The organism is Mesorhizobium sp. M7A.F.Ca.CA.004.04.2.1 (assembly GCF_004022825.1).
Lineage (GTDB): Bacteria > Pseudomonadota > Alphaproteobacteria > Rhizobiales > Rhizobiaceae > Mesorhizobium.
The window spans coordinates 1-1,715 of sequence record NZ_RZPH01001173.1; the positions used below are offsets into that span (position 1 = coordinate 1).

Sequence of the window (1,715 nt, forward strand, 5' to 3'; positions counted from 1 at the left end):
ACCTGTCGAAGACGTCTGGCCATAAATCGGGGACGAACGCCGCTTCATAAATTCGATCGACAAGATCTTCGGTCATTCAATGGTCCGCTCGCCACCTGCACTCGCATGATTGCATCGCACATCTGCTCAGAAATCAAACCTTTCTCGGCTTGGCATTACCGGATGATCATAAATTGCGTAGGAAACAGCCAACACGAAAACATCGTTCAGGTGCCCACCGCCCCCTCCGCGTACTGCGCCAGAAACGCCTCGCTCGGCGGAATCGGCTTGATCACGTCGATCAGCACGCCATTGGGATCCCGCGTGATGAAATGGCGCTGGCCGAAGGGTTCGTCGCGTAGAGAGCGCAGGATCGGCAGCCCGGCCGCGACGATCCGTTCATAGACCGCATCCGGGTCCCTCACCTCGAAGTTGATCAGCAGGCCCGACGCGCGGCCGCGCCCCTCTTCCGGGATCGTCTCATGATCGCCCTGGACGATGCCGAGATTGACTCTTCTGTCCTCCACCGATTGCAGATGCACATACCAGTCGCTTTCGAATAGCGGCTGGAAGCGAAAATGCTCGATATAGAACGCCGTCGTGCCGGCGACGTCGCCGGTCATCAGCACCGGGTAATAGCTCGTCGTCTTCATCTTTCCTTCTCCCGTCGATTAACATACAGTCTGCATGTAACTTCATTTAACATACAGGCTGCATGTATGCAACGCGATTCCGCGCGTCGTTCCAACCGTGACCGCACCGAGGCGACGCGCGCCGACCTGATTGCCGCGGCACGAAAGCTGTTCACCGAAAAATCCTATGCCGAGACCGGCACGCCGGAGATCGTCGCTGCCGCCGGCGTCACGCGCGGCGCGCTTTACCATCACTTCGCCGACAAGCAGGCGCTGTTTGCCGCCGTGGTCGAGCAGGAGGCGATGGCGGTGGCTGAGGAGATCGAGCGCGCTTCGCCGCCATCGCTCAATGCCCGCGACGCGCTCATTGCCGGCTCCGACGCCTATCTCACTGCGATGCGCGCGCCCGGCCGCACGCGGCTGCTGCTGCTCGACGGCCCGGCCGTGCTTGGCCGCGCCGTCATGGACGCGATGGACAACCGCCACGGCAACCGTTCGCTGCGCGAAGGGCTGGTCGCGGCGATGCGGGCGCAGACGATGACGAGATTGCCGGCCGACGCGCTGACCGCGCTGCTCGGCTCCGCCTTCGATCGTGCCGCCCTGGCCATCGAGGCCGGTGCGTCAGCTCAGGACTACCGCGCCGTGCTCATGGCACTGATCGATGGCCTGTCTCTTCCTCAGGCACCTCGCCCGGTTCGAACTCGTTGAAGCAGCCGAGCTGGCGCTTGAACTGGTCGATCAGCCAGGCCGCCGCGGGCTTCGGGCTGCGATCGTTGCGGTGCATGGCAAACAGCGGCGAACTCACCTCCCTGAAGGATTCGAGGTCGATTTCGACCAGCCGGCCACTCGCCAGGTCGTCTGCTATCAGCCAGCGCGGCAGCCCGCCCCAACCCAGCCCCTCGCGCATCAGCATATGCTTGGTGCGCACATCCGTCAGCCGCCAGGTGCGGTAGGCGAAGACGCCGAAGTCGCGCCCCTTGGTGCGCTCCGACTGGTCGGTGACGACAAGCTGCGTGTGTTCGCGCGCATCCTCGATCGCCACCGGCTTCGGCAGCAGGGCCAGCGGATGGCTGGGCGCGGCGGCCAGCACGATCGACATGAAGC

3 protein-coding genes are annotated in these 1,715 nt (G+C 63.6%); 1 reads left to right on the top strand and 2 read right to left on the bottom strand.

Features of this window, described 5'->3' with window-relative positions; translation table 11 throughout:
• Positions 1 to 206 precede the first annotated feature (206 nt).
• The gene (locus EN893_RS32615; RefSeq protein WP_127270139.1) at positions 207 to 632 is read right to left on the bottom strand and encodes a VOC family protein; all 426 of its coding nucleotides are present in this window, start codon (positions 630 to 632) and stop codon (positions 207 to 209) included.
• A 66-nt stretch (positions 633 to 698) separates the two neighbouring features.
• On the opposite strand from EN893_RS32615, the gene EN893_RS32620 reads away from it, so the two are divergent.
• Complete coding sequence (locus EN893_RS32620) at positions 699 to 1,319, top strand: TetR/AcrR family transcriptional regulator (protein ID WP_128362121.1); 621 nt, start codon at positions 699 to 701, stop codon at positions 1,317 to 1,319.
• Here EN893_RS32620 and EN893_RS32625 read toward each other — a convergent pair.
• Positions 1,258 to 1,715, bottom strand: a 458-nt coding sequence (locus EN893_RS32625) for a LysR substrate-binding domain-containing protein (RefSeq protein ID WP_245490941.1), incomplete at its 5' end; no start/stop codon positions are given. The genes EN893_RS32620 and EN893_RS32625 overlap by 62 nt on opposite strands.

Bases quoted from the DNA above. Each gene is read 5' to 3' on its own strand.
- EN893_RS32615 (WP_127270139.1), bottom strand. From the start codon at position 632: ATGAAGACGACGAGCTATTACCCGGTGCTGATGACCGGCGACGTCGCC.
- EN893_RS32620 (WP_128362121.1), top strand. From the start codon at position 699: ATGCAACGCGATTCCGCGCGTCGTTCCAACCGTGACCGCACCGAGGCG.